This is a genomic window from Enterobacter sp. CPE_E863 (genome assembly GCF_046521465.1).
Lineage (GTDB): Bacteria > Pseudomonadota > Gammaproteobacteria > Enterobacterales > Enterobacteriaceae > Enterobacter > Enterobacter adelaidei.
Window position 1 is genome coordinate 59,569 of the sequence record NZ_JBKFZX010000003.1, and the last position, 17,894, is coordinate 77,462.

At 51.9% G+C, this 17,894-nt stretch carries 32 protein-coding genes, 1 tRNA gene and 1 pseudogene; 11 read left to right on the top strand and 23 right to left on the bottom strand.

Annotated features, from left to right (window positions below; genetic code table 11):
• Nucleotides 1-4: 4 nt before the first annotated feature.
• Nucleotides 5-529 carry a fimbria assembly protein gene (gene sfmF, locus ACLHV8_RS24235; RefSeq protein ID WP_208595048.1) on the top strand — a complete coding sequence of 175 codons (525 nt, stop codon included), beginning with the start codon at nucleotides 5-7 and terminating at the stop codon, nucleotides 527-529.
• Between the two features lie 51 nt (nucleotides 530-580).
• Here the strand turns inward: sfmF and fimZ are convergent, their stop codons facing one another.
• From fimZ to ACLHV8_RS24250, 3 genes are all read right to left on the bottom strand, one after another.
• A complete protein-coding gene (fimZ, locus tag ACLHV8_RS24240; protein ID WP_049007446.1) occupies nucleotides 581-1,213 on the bottom strand; it encodes a fimbria biosynthesis transcriptional regulator FimZ in 633 nt (210 codons plus the stop codon).
• An 800-nt stretch (nucleotides 1,214-2,013) separates the two neighbouring features.
• The gene (locus ACLHV8_RS24245; RefSeq protein WP_208595049.1) at nucleotides 2,014-2,742 is read right to left on the bottom strand and encodes a helix-turn-helix transcriptional regulator; all 729 of its coding nucleotides are present in this window, start codon (nucleotides 2,740-2,742) and stop codon (nucleotides 2,014-2,016) included.
• A 24-nt stretch (nucleotides 2,743-2,766) separates the two neighbouring features.
• A complete protein-coding gene (locus tag ACLHV8_RS24250; protein WP_028018415.1) occupies nucleotides 2,767-3,465 on the bottom strand; it encodes an EAL domain-containing protein in 699 nt (232 codons plus the stop codon).
• Between the two features lie 278 nt (nucleotides 3,466-3,743).
• Here ACLHV8_RS24250 and ACLHV8_RS24255 point away from each other — a divergent pair.
• A tRNA-Arg gene (locus ACLHV8_RS24255) sits at nucleotides 3,744-3,820 on the top strand.
• A 15-nt stretch (nucleotides 3,821-3,835) separates the two neighbouring features.
• Here ACLHV8_RS24255 and ACLHV8_RS24260 read toward each other — a convergent pair.
• From ACLHV8_RS24260 to ACLHV8_RS24355, 20 genes and pseudogenes are all read right to left on the bottom strand, one after another.
• Entirely contained in the window at nucleotides 3,836-4,993 is a 1,158-nt protein-coding gene (locus ACLHV8_RS24260; RefSeq protein ID WP_410377042.1) for a tyrosine-type recombinase/integrase, read from the bottom strand.
• The gene (locus ACLHV8_RS24265) at nucleotides 4,876-5,211 is read right to left on the bottom strand and encodes a helix-turn-helix domain-containing protein (RefSeq protein ID WP_072058545.1); all 336 of its coding nucleotides are present in this window, start codon (nucleotides 5,209-5,211) and stop codon (nucleotides 4,876-4,878) included. Before ACLHV8_RS24265 ends, ACLHV8_RS24260 begins: the two co-directional genes overlap by 118 nt.
• 8 nt (nucleotides 5,212-5,219) lie before the next feature.
• Nucleotides 5,220-5,420 carry a hypothetical protein gene (locus tag ACLHV8_RS24270; protein WP_333488453.1) on the bottom strand — a complete coding sequence of 67 codons (201 nt, stop codon included), beginning with the start codon at nucleotides 5,418-5,420 and terminating at the stop codon, nucleotides 5,220-5,222.
• Between the two features lie 191 nt (nucleotides 5,421-5,611).
• Nucleotides 5,612-5,917, bottom strand: coding sequence for a hypothetical protein (locus ACLHV8_RS24275; protein WP_306124754.1), 306 nt, complete (start codon nucleotides 5,915-5,917; stop codon nucleotides 5,612-5,614).
• A gap of 9 nt (nucleotides 5,918-5,926) precedes the next feature.
• On the bottom strand, nucleotides 5,927-6,166 hold the full coding sequence (locus ACLHV8_RS24280) for a DUF4222 domain-containing protein (protein WP_306124755.1): 240 nt from the start codon (nucleotides 6,164-6,166) through the stop codon (nucleotides 5,927-5,929).
• Complete coding sequence (locus ACLHV8_RS24285) at nucleotides 6,166-6,384, bottom strand: TraR/DksA family transcriptional regulator (RefSeq protein WP_410376789.1); 219 nt, start codon at nucleotides 6,382-6,384, stop codon at nucleotides 6,166-6,168. The genes ACLHV8_RS24280 and ACLHV8_RS24285 overlap by 1 nt, the downstream gene beginning before the upstream one ends.
• A gap of 91 nt (nucleotides 6,385-6,475) precedes the next feature.
• Nucleotides 6,476-6,793 (bottom strand): hypothetical protein, encoded by a 318-nt coding sequence (locus ACLHV8_RS24290; RefSeq protein WP_410376790.1) that lies wholly within the window; start codon nucleotides 6,791-6,793, stop codon nucleotides 6,476-6,478.
• Nucleotides 6,790-7,008 (bottom strand): annotated as a pseudogene (locus tag ACLHV8_RS24295) (hypothetical protein). Before ACLHV8_RS24295 ends, ACLHV8_RS24290 begins: the two are co-directional and overlap by 4 nt.
• Nucleotides 7,005-7,556 (bottom strand): phage N-6-adenine-methyltransferase, encoded by a 552-nt coding sequence (locus ACLHV8_RS24300; protein ID WP_252076653.1) that lies wholly within the window; start codon nucleotides 7,554-7,556, stop codon nucleotides 7,005-7,007. The pseudogene ACLHV8_RS24295 and the gene ACLHV8_RS24300 overlap by 4 nt, the downstream one beginning before the upstream one ends.
• Nucleotides 7,553-7,705, bottom strand: a complete 153-nt coding sequence (locus tag ACLHV8_RS24305; protein ID WP_128348905.1) for a DUF1317 family protein — start codon at nucleotides 7,703-7,705, stop codon at nucleotides 7,553-7,555. The genes ACLHV8_RS24300 and ACLHV8_RS24305 overlap by 4 nt, the downstream gene beginning before the upstream one ends.
• A gap of 11 nt (nucleotides 7,706-7,716) precedes the next feature.
• A complete protein-coding gene (locus ACLHV8_RS24310; protein WP_410392112.1) occupies nucleotides 7,717-8,427 on the bottom strand; it encodes a hypothetical protein in 711 nt (236 codons plus the stop codon).
• An 11-nt stretch (nucleotides 8,428-8,438) separates the two neighbouring features.
• Nucleotides 8,439-9,104 (bottom strand): ATP-binding protein, encoded by a 666-nt coding sequence (locus ACLHV8_RS24315; protein WP_410392141.1) that lies wholly within the window; start codon nucleotides 9,102-9,104, stop codon nucleotides 8,439-8,441.
• A 3-nt stretch (nucleotides 9,105-9,107) separates the two neighbouring features.
• Entirely contained in the window at nucleotides 9,108-9,764 is a 657-nt protein-coding gene (exoX, locus tag ACLHV8_RS24320) for an exodeoxyribonuclease X (RefSeq protein ID WP_410392142.1), read from the bottom strand.
• Complete coding sequence (locus tag ACLHV8_RS24325; protein WP_169809454.1) at nucleotides 9,748-9,903, bottom strand: hypothetical protein; 156 nt, start codon at nucleotides 9,901-9,903, stop codon at nucleotides 9,748-9,750. The genes exoX and ACLHV8_RS24325 overlap by 17 nt, the downstream gene beginning before the upstream one ends.
• Nucleotides 9,897-10,292 carry a hypothetical protein gene (locus tag ACLHV8_RS24330; protein ID WP_410392143.1) on the bottom strand — a complete coding sequence of 132 codons (396 nt, stop codon included), beginning with the start codon at nucleotides 10,290-10,292 and terminating at the stop codon, nucleotides 9,897-9,899. The genes ACLHV8_RS24325 and ACLHV8_RS24330 overlap by 7 nt, the downstream gene beginning before the upstream one ends.
• A gap of 75 nt (nucleotides 10,293-10,367) precedes the next feature.
• Complete coding sequence (locus ACLHV8_RS24335; RefSeq protein WP_001752704.1) at nucleotides 10,368-10,574, bottom strand: cell division protein FtsZ; 207 nt, start codon at nucleotides 10,572-10,574, stop codon at nucleotides 10,368-10,370.
• Complete coding sequence (locus tag ACLHV8_RS24340; RefSeq protein ID WP_023294196.1) at nucleotides 10,571-10,729, bottom strand: hypothetical protein; 159 nt, start codon at nucleotides 10,727-10,729, stop codon at nucleotides 10,571-10,573. Before ACLHV8_RS24340 ends, ACLHV8_RS24335 begins: the two co-directional genes overlap by 4 nt.
• Nucleotides 10,726-10,965 carry a hypothetical protein gene (locus tag ACLHV8_RS24345; protein WP_218586899.1) on the bottom strand — a complete coding sequence of 80 codons (240 nt, stop codon included), beginning with the start codon at nucleotides 10,963-10,965 and terminating at the stop codon, nucleotides 10,726-10,728. The genes ACLHV8_RS24340 and ACLHV8_RS24345 overlap by 4 nt, the downstream gene beginning before the upstream one ends.
• A gap of 1,023 nt (nucleotides 10,966-11,988) precedes the next feature.
• Complete coding sequence (locus ACLHV8_RS24350) at nucleotides 11,989-12,465, bottom strand: hypothetical protein (protein WP_096218539.1); 477 nt, start codon at nucleotides 12,463-12,465, stop codon at nucleotides 11,989-11,991.
• A 35-nt stretch (nucleotides 12,466-12,500) separates the two neighbouring features.
• The gene (locus tag ACLHV8_RS24355; protein WP_410392144.1) at nucleotides 12,501-13,193 is read right to left on the bottom strand and encodes an XRE family transcriptional regulator; all 693 of its coding nucleotides are present in this window, start codon (nucleotides 13,191-13,193) and stop codon (nucleotides 12,501-12,503) included.
• Nucleotides 13,194-13,320: 127 nt separating this feature from the next.
• Between ACLHV8_RS24355 and ACLHV8_RS24360 the strand changes: the two genes are divergently transcribed.
• The 9 genes from ACLHV8_RS24360 to ACLHV8_RS24400 all read left to right on the top strand — a co-directional run bounded on the left by ACLHV8_RS24360 (nucleotide 13,321) and on the right by ACLHV8_RS24400 (nucleotide 17,762).
• A complete protein-coding gene (locus tag ACLHV8_RS24360; protein ID WP_023327242.1) occupies nucleotides 13,321-13,572 on the top strand; it encodes a transcriptional regulator in 252 nt (83 codons plus the stop codon).
• 40 nt (nucleotides 13,573-13,612) lie between these two features.
• Nucleotides 13,613-13,834: a CII family transcriptional regulator gene (locus ACLHV8_RS24365; protein ID WP_045889109.1), complete on the top strand. Its 222-nt coding sequence runs from the start codon at nucleotides 13,613-13,615 to the stop codon at nucleotides 13,832-13,834.
• Nucleotides 13,835-13,914: 80 nt separating this feature from the next.
• On the top strand, nucleotides 13,915-14,061 hold the full coding sequence (locus tag ACLHV8_RS24370) for a hypothetical protein (protein WP_319858713.1): 147 nt from the start codon (nucleotides 13,915-13,917) through the stop codon (nucleotides 14,059-14,061).
• A complete protein-coding gene (locus tag ACLHV8_RS24375; RefSeq protein WP_063448421.1) occupies nucleotides 14,054-14,872 on the top strand; it encodes a replication protein in 819 nt (272 codons plus the stop codon). Before ACLHV8_RS24370 ends, ACLHV8_RS24375 begins: the two co-directional genes overlap by 8 nt.
• Nucleotides 14,869-16,302, top strand: coding sequence for a DnaB-like helicase C-terminal domain-containing protein (locus ACLHV8_RS24380; RefSeq protein WP_410392145.1), 1,434 nt, complete (start codon nucleotides 14,869-14,871; stop codon nucleotides 16,300-16,302). Before ACLHV8_RS24375 ends, ACLHV8_RS24380 begins: the two co-directional genes overlap by 4 nt.
• Entirely contained in the window at nucleotides 16,302-16,601 is a 300-nt protein-coding gene (locus ACLHV8_RS24385; RefSeq protein WP_410392146.1) for a protein ren, read from the top strand. Before ACLHV8_RS24380 ends, ACLHV8_RS24385 begins: the two co-directional genes overlap by 1 nt.
• Nucleotides 16,598-17,125, top strand: coding sequence for a hypothetical protein (locus ACLHV8_RS24390; protein ID WP_410392147.1), 528 nt, complete (start codon nucleotides 16,598-16,600; stop codon nucleotides 17,123-17,125). Before ACLHV8_RS24385 ends, ACLHV8_RS24390 begins: the two co-directional genes overlap by 4 nt.
• On the top strand, nucleotides 17,122-17,382 hold the full coding sequence (locus tag ACLHV8_RS24395) for a DUF4752 family protein (protein WP_410392148.1): 261 nt from the start codon (nucleotides 17,122-17,124) through the stop codon (nucleotides 17,380-17,382). The genes ACLHV8_RS24390 and ACLHV8_RS24395 overlap by 4 nt, the downstream gene beginning before the upstream one ends.
• On the top strand, nucleotides 17,379-17,762 hold the full coding sequence (locus tag ACLHV8_RS24400) for an ead/Ea22-like family protein (RefSeq protein WP_062856096.1): 384 nt from the start codon (nucleotides 17,379-17,381) through the stop codon (nucleotides 17,760-17,762). Before ACLHV8_RS24395 ends, ACLHV8_RS24400 begins: the two co-directional genes overlap by 4 nt.
• The last annotated feature ends 132 nt before the right edge of the window (nucleotides 17,763-17,894 follow it).

Consider the following 17,894-nt stretch of genomic DNA (forward strand, 5'->3'; position numbering starts at 1 on the left):
AATGATGCTGAACGGGAAAGGGTATCTCGCCGCAGTGGCTCTGGTGATGCTTCATGCAAACGTGCAGGCTGCCACTGCACTGGGAGAGATTAACATTCAGATGTCCGGAAATATTGTCGATTTCACCTGTGTAGCAGAGGGGAGCGATAGCGACAAGACCGTCACGTTAGGCACCTGGCCGACTAAACAGCTCAGCTCCACCGGGAGCCGCACGCAGCCTATGCCGTTTACGCTGAAGCTGACCGACTGCCCGCCGGGGGCGGCGTCTATTACGTTTTCGGGTAAAGCCGACGGAAGCAATAACGGGTTGCTGGCGCTGAATGACGCCAGTACAGCAAGTCATGTCGCCGTTGAGATCAGGGATGCGGATAAAACGCGCCTGCCGCTTCAACAGGCCAGCCAGCCAGTCACGGTTGATGCGCAGGGGAATGCGGTGTTGTCGTTTTATGCCAATTATATCGCGACTGCTGATAACCCTCAGCCCGGACGGGCTGATGCAGATGCCACTTTCATGATTAACTATAATTAGCACTGACCGCACTCCCTGCAGCTCAGATAAGCTGCAGGGAGTGAATTCAGGTTATAGCAGTTCGTGCGCTTTGGCGTAATCAATTAATTCCACGATACTTTGCACGCCCAGCTTGGAATAAATGTTGGATTTGTGCGCACTAATGGTTTTGTTACTCAATAGTAGCTGTTCAGCTATTTCCTTATTGGATAATCCATTCGCCAGATAACGTAATACCGTGACTTCACGATTCGATAATGGCATATCCACTGCGATCCCTTTCCCTGAACCCTGGTGATTTATAAAATTCAGCGTTTCCGACGGGAAAAAAGAATAGCCCATCAGGATCATATCTACGGCATTGTAGATCTCACCCAGGTCTTTTCGTTTACTGACAAAGCCATTTGCCCCGGCTCGAATGGCACGGCCTGAGTAAAACAACTCTGATTTCGACGAGAGGAACAGAATCTTAATGTTTTTATTTAAGTTTCTGATTCTCTTTAGTAAAGCGAAAGCATCTGTACTGGTGAGTTCGATGTCAAGGATCACCATATCAATAGGGTGATTACGGATACAGTCAAGGACTTCATGGCTGTCGCCAGACTTGAGCTTGACGGTGATGTTTTTATTTTTCTGTAGCAGGACTTCTATCGACATTCTGACAATAGGGTGTTCGTCCATAATGATAACGGATGCCGGTTTCATTTTTAATGCCTCAGATTGTTAAAAGCGTTATGTAGAGTTTTGTAAAACTCACGAAATGCCGGAAGGATATAATGTGCAGATCCCTATACCGAAGTATTTCCCTGGAAAGAGCGAAAGCATCCTTGTTTACGTAATGAAAAGAACTATGCCTCAGCGCGGTCATCTCATTTGGCTGGTGTTCGCAAAAAGGTTTTTCTTATTCAGATTTGGTACGCATCTTATTATACAGGGTAAGTTTTTTCCGAAAACCCTGTAAATTAATATCCGTGTGTTGGTTTGTATTATCTTCTGGATCTGAATAGCTAATTTTTTAAAATTAGCGGAAATATCCTGGTATCTCATTTACCGCATATTTTCGTCTTTATGTAATAACAAAAAATAACAGATATCTCTGTATGTTGATTAATTGTTAACAAAATTACGCCTTTTTTAAAGGGGCGAACCCGCTGTGGAGAGGTTAAAAATTACCCTCACAGGCCGTCAGACCTTCATCTGAAAGTTCTTACGTTGATCTGGATAACGGTGTCTGCTGTACAGGAGAACATGCTGACCGCTTCGCTTTTTACTCCTGGAAGGTGTCACCAAGCTGCTTGTTTTTACATCATTATCATCTTATTAACGCCTTCTGCATTCACTTAACGGATGGAGGAAAGTTCTGCTGTTTCGTCAATTTGTGGTATTTCACAAGGTTCACGCCCATAAATTAGGAATAGTTATAATTTCGATTTTATTGTTAAGAATTAACATTGTTGCAACGTAAGTGGTAAGTAAATTCCTAAACCGCTTTAGGAAATAAGGGGTTAGGATGTGAGTGAAAACGTGCAGTCTGAGAGATTATTAAGAAGATGCAGCAATTCCTGGCGATGGCTTAGCCCGAGTTTCAGCAGGATGCAGCTAAGACGATAGATAATGCGGCTATAGGGACGATTCTGCATATGGGCAATCTGACGTAATGTCTTGCCCCGGGAAAGCTCCTGCAGGATGGGCCATTCATTACGCGAGAACCAGTCTTTCCCGGTACCCTGCGGGGGGCGGGTATCCAGCAGGCTGTGCTGGAGCGCAGTGGTGTTCAGCTGACGTTCGAGCACATGAAAGGGACCTGCCGCTTTGCAGAAGAGGCGGGTGTCGTAATTATCGGCCCGGACCAACAGCCAGGGCGTAAGGAAAGGAGGAAACAGGCTATGCCGTCTCAACTGATCCAGTTTCTCCAGAAGCCCCGTGGAGCGGCTTTCAATATCCACGACCAGACGGGCTGATGGCCACTGCGTCTGAGCGACAAGGGCGTCGTCCAGCGTGGCGTAGTCGCAGCAACTGCTCAGGGGAAACTGCCCGTTGAGAAAACCGGTGCGCAGGAAGTGATCCTCCGTCACCAGAAGGATAAACGGGGCGTCTGTTTTGCGGGGCTGGCTGATGGACTGGCTCAAAAATTCGAGTCGGTCGAAAAAGGGGGGAGCAAAAGGCGAGTGCGTAAATCCCAATGCATCACTTCCTGTACGCCGCCGCCTGTAACGGCGCACTGTCATTCGCATGGTCTCCCTCCTGGAAATGGCTTTTTAATCCTCCGGCCATGTCCAGGACGGCCAGTAATACCCCTGGCCGAGATCTGCGCCCGCCTGCAGTGCCCAGGTGTGATCGCGCTCAGTTTCAATCCCTTCGATAAGAACTTTCCCGGCAAGCTGAAAGCAAAGTGAAACCAGTTGCCTCAGCGCAGGGGTGGCGCGTAAGCGCCAGAAAGCTTCTTTATCAATCTTGATGCCGCTTAACGGTAGGCGACAGGATATAAACGACGATATTAATACTTCATCAATATCATCCAGCCAGATGCTGTGCCCCTGCCTTCTGAGTTGCTGCAGGTTCTGAATGACGCTCTGTTTCTGTGCAACAGACAGCGCCAAAAAAGCCGCGAGATCGACGATCTCAATATTCAGCGGAGCCCCACTCAGCCGGATAAGTCGCTGAAAAGATTCTGACTCTGTCAGGACGGTTATCGGCAGATTAATAAAAAGGTTATGACAGTGCGGTGTATTTTTTAACGCGACAAGCTGCGCTTCAAGCAGGGTTATCGACTCTTCTGCGGACTGACGATGGAAAAACGCCTCACTGTGCCGTGTTTCGGACATGATGCTAAGCACCTCAGCGCCAATCTGACGCAAAGAGGTGAGGGCGACAATGGGCTCAAGTTTAATGCCGACGATGTCCTGAGAAAGGGTCTGTAGCTGGGGGGGCGTATAGATCAGGTTTTGCGCTGTCACTCCATTGTCCTGTTGTCTGTCAGCCTCCGGGCGGCCGGGATACCTCTTACTAGTGTGACGAGGTGACGTTCAGGAAAACAGCAGGCGTTACTTAAATGCCACTAAGCCTTTTCGCAGCGCATAATTTTACGGTGAATTTGATGAAAATGTTGAAAAAACAGCCGTATTTACAACCGACTAGTCGTTATTGGGCCTGAAAACGGAAAAGGCATTGACTCACCTGACATTGACCGTATAATTCTTCGCGTTTCACCACCGCGAAGTTCACTCTTCTCAGTGCGCCCTTAGCTCAGTTGGATAGAGCAACGGCCTTCTAAGCCGTAGGTCGTAGGTTCGAATCCTACAGGGCGTGCCATTTAGAAACAGTCACTTACGCCAGTTTCAAACCAGCCTGATTTTCTCCTTGTGTCGTATTTGTGTCATGGTTGCCAAAAATGGCATCTATTTTCCGCGCGTGTTCACTTAAATGGTTCGGCGCCAGGTGAGCATAACGACGGACCATTTCGATCGACTCCCAGCCGCCCATTTCCTGCAGAACGGACAGCGGTACGCCGGACTGAATTAACCAGCTCGCCCAGGTATGCCTGAGGTCGTGAAAACGGAAGTCCTCTATACCTGCTTTTGCCAGGCCAATGCGCCAGGCGCTGTTATCGTCCACGCGCATCTTCCTGACCGCCGGAGTGACAGTTTTATCCGGGCGCGTCGATGGTTTCGTGTGAACGAATACCCACCTTGAACTTTTCCCGATCTGATCCCTTAACACCCTGCATGCGGTATCATTCAGAGCCACGCCGATAGCCTTGCCCGCCTTCGCGTTCTCCGGATTTACCCATGCAACCTTTCTCTGCATATCGACCTGCTGCCACTCCAGATCAATGATATTGGAGCGGCGCAGGCCGGTTGCCAGCGCAAATATCACCACCGGCTTTATCGAGTCCGGCATGCAAGCGATAAGCCGTTCTGCCTCTTCCCTGGTCAGCCAGCGGATGCGTTTGCTGATTGGCTTTTTGGTCTTAATGACGGGGGCCGTCTTTATCCAGCCCCAGTCATTGGCTGCAGTTTTCAGCAGCGATCGCATAAAAGACAGGTGCTGGCTTTTTGTGGCCTGGCTTACCGGCTTTTCAGTGTACGGCGGCGGCTCCTTTCCCCGACGTATAGCAGCGTCCCGGCGCGACTCCCATACCTGGATGTGCTTGCGGTTGACCATCTTCGAAACTGCTTCGTTTACCTGGTCCGCCGTGATGGTCGAAATATCGCGGCCGGAGAAATGCCGAAGGAAGTATTCGATTTTGGTCTTATCGTCATCAAGGGATCGCTTATGCTCTTTCTCACGGATCCACCTGATGCAACATTCCTCAAACGTCCTCGATGGCAGTTCCCCGATTTTATCCACCCGCCACGCTTCAGCCTTCAGCTTGTCGTGCAGCTCCTGCGCTTGTTTCTTGTCCCCCGTGCCAAGAGATCGTCTAATTCTTTTCCCTGACGGCGTAACGAAATGACAGTGCCAGACGCCGCCTCTGAGGGTGATTGACATAAAATTTCTCCTTTATGTTCACCCGCGCTCGCGGAAACAGGATCGCGCGGGTCATGTAAATACGCAATACAGGCGACGTCGGTCGTGCGGTATTTGTTCCCGATCTTCTTCCCGGCTAGTTGGCCGGAGTCGATGAGGCGGTAGACAGTCCTCGGAGAGACCTTCAGGAGTTTTGCCGCCTTCTGCGCAGTGAGTGGCTCTGCTGTAACCATCTCCCCTCCTATGACATCGTTTTATAAAACTGCGGCTGGTCTGGCGTGGCCGCGCGCAATTCGTATTCGTAATGGATCTGATAAGTGCCGCCGTCCCATGCGACATATACCCGCGCCTTATCGTTTTCCGGCTCCAGCAGGGTTTCGACTATCCCCGTCAGTCCGCCTTTCTTCTTCTGGACTAATGCGCCCACATTAAAAGCAGCCATTGCACACCTTCCGGTTCGTGAAGAAATGAGATGAGAGCGCCCAGTGCGATAAGCGCGCCGATAAACTTAAGTACGGGGTTTGATTGCATGGTGAACTCCCAAAAAGAAGCCCGGCGCGGGGCCGGGCAAAAGGGATGACGTTGCAGTGCTTTCGCACCCAATAGCCAGCTCATAACTGGCTATCAGTTGCGTCAATCGTCGTCTTCCTGTACCAGCACAGTGTCGTCTGGAACCTGAATGGTAAGGACAACGCTATATCCCTTCTCGTGAGTGCTGAATGATGTTTCCCATTGTGGGATTGGCACATCTTCATCAATCTGGCAGATGCCGATAGACCAACAGCCGCTGTCGGTGTAAGTGGCGATGACTTGCATTTCGCCCTCAGCTGATTTCAGGTGATAAATGCCCGGGTGGCTGTAACAGCCGATTTCCTCTCGAATGGCACCCTCACACTCAAATAGGTCATCGCTTGCACCATAAAAACGTAATTCCTTCATAATCTCTCCTCATGCCGCACGCTGGGCGCGGAGCGATTTAATGTGCTCGCTCGTCTCCAATTCGGCGCGTATCTGCGCCGCCTCACGTTGATCGAGGTGCTCAAAATCAATGTTAAAACGGTCGATTGAGGCGGTGTTTATCCGGCCCTGTCGCCAGTAACGGACTATCTGTGATGTGCAGCTGTGGATGATGACGGGCCAACCGTGCTGGTCAGCGTAAATCTGACCCCGTTGAATGAGTGCAAACATCACGCACCTCGCTGCTTATTCCTTAGTTCGATAACACCCTGGCACTCCGCGCACGTCTGGCAGCCGGGAACGGCAGCGCGCCGCGGCTCGGGAATTGGTTCGGCGCACTCCGCGCAATGTTCAGCTGATACGGCGTTACGGTCGATGCGGTGAGCGGAAAGGGCAGCGTTACGCTGAAGCTCTTCAATCTCTGCTGCGGTATCGATGATGTCGGCCATGGTCAATGCTCCCGGAACTGTCGATTAATTCGGGCGAAGGTAAACGCCAGCAATAAAAAAGGAGCTTTAAGCTCCCGGGTTATTAGTGCCTTCATGCGGCGCCGCCAGCGTGCCGCAGCCAGATGCATACCGCGCCATCTTCAGTGTCGTGAATTGAACCGACAAACCAACCACAACCGGCGGGTGTTTCTGGCTGCCACGCCGAAATGTCATAGCCGTCAACATCTGGATCAGCGTCGTCCTCATCGCGATAAATCACTTTCCACTCGAGGCCGTTCTTCTCCAGCCATGCGTTGAACTCAATGGGCGAAATGGATTCGCGGCCATCGCAAAATTCATCGTAAAGCGGGTGAGTCCAGTAGCCGTATTGGTCGCGTTCGACGGGTAGGGCTTTAAATTCTGTTGTCATTGTTCTGCTCCGAAGCGACGATTAAGCCGCCCTGTGTATACGACGAACTCCAGGAGGCTTACTCCCAAAGCTTCAATTTTCTTGTGATGCTTGTTGATGATGGGAGGCACCGTTTCGTTCCAGTTAGGCTTTGGCTTCTTGCGCATGGCCTGCTGGATTTCTTCGGTTCAACGGCGGCAGGCGGCGCGGATAGCGTTTTCATTTGCTGGCGTCATGCGGCCTCCCGGCGGGCGAGAAGTTTCGCCCCGAAAGCCATCAGCTCGTCCCGGTCCACAGTTGCGAAGTGGCAGTGTGTCCGCGGGTAAGGTCGCCAGATGATGAGCATCGACCCTTTATTGTTGCCGCTGACTGGCTTACCGGTAACCGGGTTGATAAATGCCAGCCGCCCGGCGGTGATGAAGCGCACTTCGCTGGCTGTCTGGATAGCCTCCTTAAACCAGCCAACCGAAGTGTCTGCCGGTACCAGCATGACCGTGCCGATCTGATTGGCGCTCTCGGCTGCGGCCTTCTTAACGAACGGCGTGATGTCGCTGTATGGCGGGTTCAGCCAGACGTAGCCGGGAATGCTCAGGTAATCAGCCCAGGGCGTTTCCAGCGTGTTCTGCTCGGCGGTGATGAACTTGCGGCAAAGGGCGTTATGCGGGGCCGCGGCGGCATCCAGTTGGAAGCAGAACTCAGCATCAAGGGAGGCGAAGAGGGCGGGTGGAGTGCGCCATAGGTCACGCTGATCCGCTGGGGTGTTGCTGCCGGTGTAATCAGTCATGCCGCCTCCTGCCTTTCCCGATATTCCTCAGCGAGCCGCTGCGCCTTTAATGGATTGCTGACCACTTCACCCCATGGCATTAGCCAGCCGTTACCAATGAAGGGAAGGCACAGTGTGCTAACCCTGATGTCGTCGTGAGCGTGAGTCATAGCGATGCCTTTCAGAAGGGGATATCATCGTCGAACTGAGGATGTTGATTGCTCTGCGATACCTGACGGTTGGCCTGCTGCAGGCGCGATTCAGGTACCGCATTCGGATCCTGCTGATTACCACCCCATCCACCACCGCTATGTGATGGTGCACCCCAGCCCCCGCGAGAAGAGTCGTGAGGTTTACGGTCGTCTTTGTCTTTCATGGTGCGTTCGAGTGTGGCGATCGCTTCTGCTGGCGTTTTGTCGGTGAACTCTTTATAGGTCAGACGACTTCCCGGCTGGAAAACATGCCGGACTTCGAATTTGTAGCTGTCACTGCCATCTGTCTTGGTGGTGAGGATTTTTTGCAGGAACAAGCCGACACGCTTACCTTCCAGTGCCGGGAGGAACCATTCAGGGCCATTTTGCCCCTGGCGCTGTTGTGCCTGAGCATTTTTAACCTGAGCAACCCACATAATGGCGGCAATCAGGCCCATACCGAATGTCTGGCTGCCGTCGCGACCGAGGAAATTGATACGCAGGAAGTTTGCTTTCTGGCCGTCAGCGTCAAGCGAAAGAACAAGTGCCTGCGACTGTGATCCGTCCTTGCCGAACTCATACACAGCGGAGGTGATCACCCCTTCGTATGCGCCGGTTTCAGAAATGCCAGCGGAGGATCCTGCTTTGAGTGCTGCTTCTGCCGACTGCTGATTCCAGGTAAAGCTGATTGGTTGGTTCATCGTTATCTCTCTTATAAGTCAATGAATTCAGAAATTGCGTTGTCGAACGCCGCCAGGTCGTTATCCATGTCAGTCACTTCTGGCCCGAACAGGTCAGGAGGACATTTCACGGTGTCGTTGTCGTCGCCCTTCAACAGGAAAAGGTGTTTGCCGTCGCGCTTGATGATGCGCAGAACAATGGGGAAGTAGCCTTCAGGAGTGAGCTTTTCGTTAAGCATCTTGCCGACGGTCTTCATCCTGATTTTTCCTTCGCTCTCTTCGGTGTGGGCGAGGAAGTAGACGCGGAAGTCGTCCGGAAGCTGTGTGGCGGCTTCAATGATGCGCCAGGCGTGTTCCGCCATTTCGGTGAACTTGGTGTAACCTGTCTCGTAAGCCCGATCCATATTCTCGTGCTGCATGATGGCTTGGAAGTCATCAATGATGAGCATCCGGCGACCGCTACGCGCAGCGTTTTGGATTACCTCGAACAGATGCCGGGCATTTCTGATGTCTACCACGTTCCCTCGCTGAATAGAGTTATCCGGCAGGCGTTTACCGTGAAGCTTCCAGCCGTTATTACGGAACGGAAGGGCCTTACGAATACAGCGAGCGAGAATGGCATTTTCCGGGTTAACGTTGCGGATGCTGTACGTCTTGCCATACCCGGAGTCGGCAAGGATGAGAGTCATCACCGCCATAAATCACCCCTTAAGCCAGTGTTTGATTGTGAAGAGAATGTCTTCGTCGTCGCTGTTGCTGGACAACCAGCGGAGATAGCCAGGGTCGACCTTCGCAATCTCTTCGAACGTAAGGCCCTTGTGCTTGCCAAACCGGATCGCCTTAATCAGTGACGGGCTGTTTGAAATGGTTCGCATTTCACCAAAAGTCCACTTCGCCAGGCGGCCCATGTACAGAAGTAACTCAGCTGTGACGTAGCAGTCATATAGCGCGCGGTGCGCATATAGTCCTTCCGGCAGTTCAGGCTTCAGCCCCAGGCTGTAACGCAGATACTGGTTGCTGTGACTTGGGTGATCAGGAAGAAGTGCGCGGGCCAGCTTAGCGGTGCAGATCCATGGTCCGTCGATTTGCGGGAGTTTCGACTTGTCGAACTTCGCGTTGTGTGCGACATAAGCCTGCGCGCCAAGGTAACGCCCGATAACCTCGCCAATCAGCGGGGCGTCAGCGACCATATCTTCAGTGATATGGTGGATAGCCATAGCCTCGAAGCTGATCGCTTCAGTGGGCTTCACAAAGTCGCTCATGGGATTGCAGATAACACCGTCGACAATATCAACGCTGGCTATCTCCAGCACGCTACCTTCCAGGCTGGTAGTTTCGGTATCAATAACTCGCAACATGCTTAATCTCCGTAAGGTGGTCGTTAACTGCGTCAAATTCTGCGAGCTGGTGGGCCAGTGATTCGAGGTCTGCCGGCTGCAGGTCATACAGCAGGCAGAGCATGGCAACCAACAGCAATCCGGTATGCTGAGTTACCATCTCGTTCTCCGTGATGTCTTGGCGCGGGAAGGGTTCTGGCGGAAGAACTTCTCAGCGCAGCCTTTGTCGGTGCAGAAATGTTTTTGTGACGTCGACATGTAGGTCGATACCGTCTGAACGGTGCAATCGCTCTTATGGCGCCGCGCGCCGCAGTAAGCACACATCACAGAGCTGAGGTACTCGGTAGCCGAGTCGAGAATGATGCTTTCCGCAAAACTGCCGGGCACACCACGTGAATCGACATACTCGATCATGTTCTCGGTGCGCCCGGCGCTGTTGGTAAATGACCCGCGCCCGGTAAGTTTGATAATTAGCCCGCCGAGTTTTAGTCGGGATCCTTCTGGCAAACTTGCCAGACGTTCAGAGGTTAATCGCTCGTAAGGTTGCATATAGACTCCTTAAAAATTGCGTGCGAAGGCCGCCCGCGTAATGCCAGGCCGATCGGTTGAATAGGGTGGTTGGCATCAGTGAACCATCGGCTCGCCGCGCTCATTCAGCAGCACAACGACGGAATCACTTTTGATGATGGTTTTTTCGAAGATGTTGAAGGCGTACAGGCCTTTCTCAACGTTCGCAGAGGCGCGATAAGTTTTGCCGTGGTGTTGCAGCATTGTGCCCGGTAAAACCTCGCTACGTGGCACTGATGCGGTGCCGTAGTGCATTCCAATCATACCTTCACCTCAACCTGTTCCAGGAGGCCAGCGATATGCATCTGCCAGCGGTTCAGAGTCAGCTTGTCGCGCGGTGCCGATACCGACGTCAGCTGCCACTCGTTATCGTTGAGCTTTTTGGCGGTGTACTGCTTGCCGTTGTGGGTGACTGTCATGATGCCTCCCGGGCGCGGAGCATTGCGTCGGCAATGCTGTATGCATCGCTTGCTAAATCACTAAATGCTCCATAGTTGCATTCGCTGCTGATGATTCCCTGCATAGCCTTGGCCGCGAAGTAATCGCGTAGGGTCATGCCGCCAGAGCTGACTTCGAAACCATGTAAGTGACCAACTTCGTCGCGCTCCACGATAGAATCACACGGGAAAGCGCGCCCTCCAGTTTTGTTGCTCATAAATCCTCTTGGCCTTATCGCGGCGAACGGAACGGTTAATACAAGACTTCAACGCATTTATTCAGTGTTCAATGGGCGGTGGATGGCCGCCGGTTGTCATAACTAAGCCGCCTCGGTGAAGCGACTGAGGTATGAAAAAAGCCGCTGGTTAGGCGGCTTGATATCTGCGAATGGAAAGGACCGGGCATCGAGTAATTCCGTCTACCTTTTCCCATTTCAAAAGCGGAAGGCGAAAAACCTCAAACGTAACCTTTCCAACATAATCGTTCTGAAAATCTTTCGTTCCCACAGCCCATACCTTTTCGAATCTGCGCTCGATGCAAAAAGCTGACGACCAACCGAATTTTGAGCCTGCACTGATAGCTTCTTTTTTGGTACGAAACGTGGGAATTATGGAAACAACCTCATCAACCTTAATGCTAAGGCGATGATTTTCCCTGAAGCTTATGTCGCTAGATCCCATCACCTTACCCTCTGTCGTTACCCGCTGATGCGGGAGAAATGCTTTGGTCGGTGTGGGCGGTAACCAGCCGCATGAGCCGGGCCCTCTTCACGATTAGGCCGTTCTCACTGACCACACCCCAAAACATTCCCTGTATTGGTCAGCGCCAACTCCCTGCCAGTGTTGCCCGTTCTCACGCCGTTATCGCTCTCGCGCGGGGATACTCTCTCACCGACCGGATCGCACCCGGTGATACAGCACGTTTACGTGTAGGGGTCTTAACAGGTCATTGACGCTGTAAATCTGCATGTTGTTAAAAAGCAGGCGACTTGCTGTCCGCCGCTGGCTAACTTCGCTCAGCTGTCGATGTTTCGTTTCGATGGGGTAACAATAGCTAAAGCGATTATTTGAGTCAATCGCCAAAACGATATTTTCCATCGATAAAGTGATAATTCATTGAATGTTAAAGCGATATTTTTTTAAAAGAATTAGAAAAAAGTGATGTTGAAGGCGGTTTGATGGGAGAGAATTGAAGGTGGTTGATGGGGGTATAAAAAAACCGGCTTTCGCCGGTTGGTTAATCAGTTGCAGTTAACTTTTCTGCCTACGAAGATCAAGTCTCCGTATTGGTCGTTGGTGTTCTTAAACCTAAGCACCTGGCCATTACGTATGAAAGCCCAGTAGAGTTGCTTGCCAGTGTATCCGCCATACGAATTTTTTGCGTTAACGAAAACGCATGTCGAATAACCGTAAACAAAATTCCTGTTCTCAACCATCACCTCTTTGCGGAGAGGAGAGAAGTCGCTGAATTTCGCGGAGTCAGGATCCTTTAAGGCATCCTTGATTGTTGCCTGAACCAGCTCTTTATAGTTCTTTGGCTTTTCACCGACATCAGCTGTTTCAAGATTGATATTTCTCACCTTCTCGGCAAACTCGGCATCATGTTTTTTAGCCTCAGCCATCTTCTGATCGTAATCAGAAGCAATACGGGCATAAGGTGGTTGCGCACACGCGCTGAGCAATGCAGAGGCGATAACTACAGCTGCTAATTTTTTCATCTTCCCATCCCAGAGTAATTGCTGTGTAAATTTTGTTATGCGAATCTTTTATAATCGACTGACTGTCTAAGCAGTACTTTAGCCATGACGTAGAACGCGTCCTCATCTTCAGGCTCGACGTACCATTTTTCGTAAATCGGGTTATCGGATATTACTGCCAGTCTGTTGCGCTGCATCTGCAGGCGCTTAACGTGCAGTGTTTTCCCGAAGACAAAGACGTAAACCCCGTCACCATCAAAGTGCGTAACGCCGGTATCAACGAAGATCTGATCGCCAGGGGAAATAGTTCCGTCCATGCTGTCACCATTTACGGTGATCACTTTGACGTGCGCAGCTGGTCTGTTGCCGAATAATGCTCGCGCCTGCTCAGTCGTGTATTCGATGGCTCGGATAGTTTCAATGAAATCGCTGGTGACAATGCTACCAGGACCAGCGCTGGCTTTAACGTCGAGTACATCCACGCGGAAAATTCCATTCAGTGACGGCTTAACCTGGTATAGCGCAGTCGTTTCTCTTACGCTACTGGAAGCCATTTCACCCTCACCAGTAGACAGCCACTCCGGACGCACACCAAGAACGGAGGCAATCTCCACGGTCTTACGTGAGCCGTTTGCATCCTTCAGTAGCTTATTGACGCTGGACTGAGCCATGCCGACATCTTTGGCTAATCGGCCCTGTGTATATCCAGCATTTTTCATTGCCTGCGCCAAGCGCTCTGAGAATCCCATATCCACCTCTGTAAATGACTCCTTTAACTCTATCGCCCAAGCGATTAATTAGCAAAAAATCGCCTATGCGATTGACATTCGCTAAAGTGATAACCATAATCGCTTTGAACTGATAGCTGAGGTGATTATGAAGACCCCAACAGTAGAGAAAAACTCCGCAGTCGAAAAAGCGATCGCCATCGCTGGCAGCCAGAAAGAGCTAGCCAAACGTTGCGGCAAAGCCCAGTCAACAATCTGTGACTGGCTGAATGGCAAGAAACGCATCTCCCCGGTTCACGTTCCTGAGCTGGTGAAAGCGGTTGGTGGCGAGATAAAGGCATATGAATTCCGCCCGGATCTGCCATCCATCTTTCCACATCCAGATAACCATGCCGCCTGACCGGCGGCCATAACCAATTAATTCAGAGGAAGTATCGCAAATGGAAACCTTAACGACACGCAACAAAGCGGAGGCACGACGAATTGAGAGTTGGGTGCAGCGTCAAATCGCTGATCTGGGTACCGCCCGGATAGCCGAAGTAGCTGGCATCAACAAATCCACAGTCAGCCGGTGGCGGGAGAACCTGGTACCGAACATGTCGCTGCTGCTGGCCATCCTGATTTCGAACAGGGATGGAGCGAAGGGAGATTTTGAAGCATGAAAGTAGAAAGGGGAAAAGCCGCGGTGCTGGAACACCAACGGCTTTCAGGTGCAAAAAAGAGAGTAGTTGCAGGAGGAATAATGGCAAAAAATCCACGCTATTACCATACCGCTGTACATAAAAACATAACCCGTGACCGCTTTGTCCGTTCCGTTAACCCGGAAGTGGCCGAAAAGATGCGCGCCATCCTGGAAGAACTGAAACGCAAGGAGAGTGGTCGTGGATAACCTCGCAAAAGTAATACCTTTCAGACCGTCTGTATCGGTCGTGGAGCGTCAGGTGGCAGATATCGATGATGGGTATACCCGCATCGCTAACGAGCTGCTGGAAGCGGTTATGGCTGCTGATTTAACGGCTCGCCAGCTGAAGGTCGTTCTGGCGGTGATCCGCAAAACCTACGGGTTCGGGAAAAAGTTTGACCGCATTACCAATACCCAGATTTCGGCGATGACCGGCATTCACCACACGCATGTCTGCAAGGCCAAGAACGAGATGATTGCAATGAACATCATCGTTACCAATGGTCTGGCGATCGGGGTGAATAAGGTGATTTCTGACTGGAATTTCAGCATTAGCCAACATGGCAAAACATTAGCCGAAACAGCTAATGAAACATTAGCCAACTCAGCTAATACCCATAAGCCAACTCAGCTAAACACAAAAGAAACTATTCAAAAGAAAGAAAGAAAAGATCCCCCTAAATCCCCCAAGGGGGAATGTGGCGGGCAGGAAGAAAAACCGGTTTCACAGAAAAAACCAGCAATCGACTATCAAGCTGTGATGTCAGCATACAACTCAACCTTGGGAGACAGATTGCCGCAGGCAGAGGCCCTTAATGACAAACGTCGCCGTAATATCAAGCGTCTGTTGTCTGAGCTGAAAGAACCAACGGTAGAAGCAATTGAGAACTATTTTTCAGCGTTCTCCCGTACTGCAAAGCCGTTTTATTTTGGTGACAACGACACCGGCTGGCGTGCCAGCTTTGACTACCTGCTGCGTTCAGAAACACTGGTTAAAACGCGGGAGGGTTCACTGTGAGCAATGAATTCCTGACCGTACCTCATAACCTCGAAGCAGAGCAGAGCGTTATCGGTGGCCTGCTGCTGGATGATGACAACAGCGAGCGAGTCCAGAAGGTTCTGGCGATGCTCAAGCCTGAGTCGTTTTACAGCCGACCTCACCAGCTGATCTTTGCCGAGATGCGCCAGATGTTCCGCGACAACAAGCCAGTCGATGGCCTGACATTGTTCGACGCGCTTGAAGGAAAAGGACTCGCTGAGCAGGTAGGTGGCTTTGCTTACCTGGCGGAGATAGCCAAGAACACTCCCAGCGCTGCAAACATCGTTGCTTACGCAGCATCAGTCCGGGAAGCCGCAATGGAGCGCTACGGTATCAACCGTCTGACCGAAGCTACTGAGCTGCTGTATTCCCGTAACGGCATGAGCGCCACGCAGAAGTACGAGGCCATTCAGGGTATTTTCACCCAGCTCGCAGACCATTCAAAAACCGGAAGTCGTCGTGGGTTGCGGTCTTTCGGCGAGGTTATGGATGACTGGGTAGCGGATCTGGAGAAACGGTTTGACCCTTCAGGCGAACAGCGCGGTATGAGTACCGGTATCCCGTCACTCGACCGGCTGCTGGCGCCGAAAGGTCTGGTTAAAGGCTCTCTGTTCGTGATTGGCGCAAGGCCAAAGATGGGCAAGACAACCCTATACGGGCAGATGGCGATCAACTGCGCGGTTCGTGAGAAAAAGCCAGCGCTGATGTTCAGCCTTGAAATGCCGAGCGACCAGATCCTCGAAAAACTGGTTGGTCAGAAGTCCGGCGTAAATCCGAGCATTTTTTACATGCCCGCCACGGATGACGCCGATGACCAGTACCAGGGCGACTACGACGGAGACTTTAAGAAGGCGATCGCTACAGCTGGCCGGCTGAGTGAAATCGACATGCTGTACATCGACGACACTCCGGGACTGTCACTGGCGCACATCGTTAGCGAAAGCCGCCGAATAAAACGCGAGAAGGGCTGCGTAGGCATGATTCTTGTTGACTACCTGACGCTGATGACCGCCGAAAAGGCCGACCGTAATGACCTGGCCTACGGGATGATCACCAAAGGTCTGAAGAACCTCGCCAAAGAGCTTGGCTGCGTCGTCGTGCTGCTGACCCAGCTCAACCGCGAACTGGAGAAGCGAGTGAATAAACGCCCGTTGCCGAGCGATTCCCGCGACACAGGACAGATTGAGCAGGACTGCGACTACTGGGTTGGCATCCACCGGGAAGGTGCTTTCGATGACAGCGTGCCGCCTGGAGAAACCGAGTTAATCCTGCGACTCAACCGCCACGGTAATACCGGCACGGTTTATTGCAATCAGATCAACGGTGCAATTTACGACAAAGACCAGCAGGCCGCCGCCGCAGAACGCCGCGGGCGCGAGCAGCAGCCGAAAAAGAAAGGGGGCTTCTGATGAAAGGCAAACAGGCAATTCTGCGTTATCTCGAAACGCACCGGACCTTCACCGCGAAGGATGTGGCCACAGAGTGCGGCATGACCATCAACTGCATCACGAAGAACGCTATCGATCTGGAGCGGTCCCGCAAGATTGTCCGGGTGAGCAAGGTCTGGCGAACGGTGACTTATCGCCTGGCGACGCCGGAAGAGCAGGATGGTACCGCGCGCAGCTGCACCAACGGAATATTTCAGGAGTGCCGCAACAGCGCGGAGATGAAGCGAGTATTGATGGTTTGGGGGAGGGTTGGGGTATGAAATTATTTGAGATGGAAGGTTTTCTGCGTGGCAAGTGCATTCCACGCGATCTGAAGGTTAACGAAACCAACGCCGAGTATCTTGTGCGTAAATTTGCCGAAGCAGATGCCATGTGCGCGGCGCTGGCTGCGGAGAGTGCGGGGCTGAAGGCTGCTGCTGAATTCGCAACAGCACCTGATATGTGGGAAGAGCTCGGCGGAAATGTGATGCGCTACCAGTATCAGGAGTGGTACGCGGACAGGTTGAAGTCTGCAATGGAAACCCCGGCCACCGGCGCTTTCCTGGCTGAAGTGCGGGCGCAGGCCCACAAGGAAGGCGCTCACTTTGTTGCTAACAGGATGCTGGCCGCATGGGAGGCTGGGTTTATCGATGACACGGCGAAGAACGCGGCAGACATCGCGCGGATGATTCTCACATCTACAGAGTTTATGGCTGATGCGCCAGAGGGGGATTTTGATCGCTCCTTCGCTGATGGAGTACTCGAAGACATCGCCGCACAGCTTCGCAAAGGAACTCAGTCATGAGCATTCTGGACATTCTAAACACAGGCCTCGCTCTGATGGGGTGGTTATTCATCATGTTCAAAACGGGCCAGTGGTCTATCTCCATTGCGCTAAAGCAGTGGGATAAGCGTAGAAAGCTATCTCGTAGACAGAAGGCAGTAAACGAATTTTACGATGCGTTTGACCTTTCCAGCATCGAACCAGGAACAACGGTGCGCCTGGCGACTAAAGGCGATCTGACAATCATGATGTATCGCACAGAAGGAGCCGCCCAATGAGCAACATCGACAAACGTGGATTACGGGAAGCAGCGGAGAAGGCGACGAAAGGCCGGTGGGCTGTTGAGTTCGACGATGAGATTTACTCCACTGACGGCGTGAACCATGAGCAAATAGCCATGGTATTCAGTGAAAACGAAGCGCGTGATGCTGCATTTATCGCCGCAGCCAACCCCGCCACCGTGCTGGCACTGCTAGATGAGTTGGAAGCCGCAGAGAAGCGAATCGCTGAACTGGAAGCGAAGCTCGATAGCGCAGATAAATTGCAAGATAGCGCATTTCGTCATGGTCTTCAGCATGGCTTCAGTTTAGGTCAAACGGATAATCAGGCTGGATTTGAAGAGTGCTTATCTGCCTATGGCACCGGTAAAGGAGAGTGAATGTGAAAAATTATCTCAGCAATTTAGCCAGCATGCTTCAGGGGATTGCAGGTGTCATTTCAGACGGCGAGCGGGTGCAGAAAGAGTGCCCTGCGCACTTAAAGTCAGCACTACTCGAGGCTTCTCACGCGC